General features: G+C 44.2%; 1 protein-coding gene. It reads left to right on the plus strand.

The features are described from left to right. On the plus strand, nt 1-276 hold a 276-nt coding region (locus DC53_RS0120925), incomplete at both ends, for an EF-Tu/IF-2/RF-3 family GTPase (RefSeq protein ID WP_033032445.1).

Raw genomic sequence — 276 nt, forward strand, 5'->3', positions numbered from 1 at the left:
TCGAAGACGTTTTCTCAATCCAGGGTCGTGGTACTGTTGTAACTGGTCGTGTTGAAGCTGGTATCATCCGCATCAATGACGAAGTAGAAATTGTTGGTATCAATGATACAACTCGTTCTACTTGTACTGGTGTTGAAATGTTCCGTAAGCTTCTTGACGAAGGTCGTGCTGGCGAAAACATCGGCGCACTTCTACGTGGTACTAAACGTGAAGACGTTGAACGTGGTCAAGTACTAGCTAAGCCTGGTTCAATTAACCCACATACTACATTCACTT

The organism is Pseudoalteromonas fuliginea (genome assembly GCF_000690055.1).
Taxonomy (GTDB): domain Bacteria; phylum Pseudomonadota; class Gammaproteobacteria; order Enterobacterales; family Alteromonadaceae; genus Pseudoalteromonas; species Pseudoalteromonas fuliginea.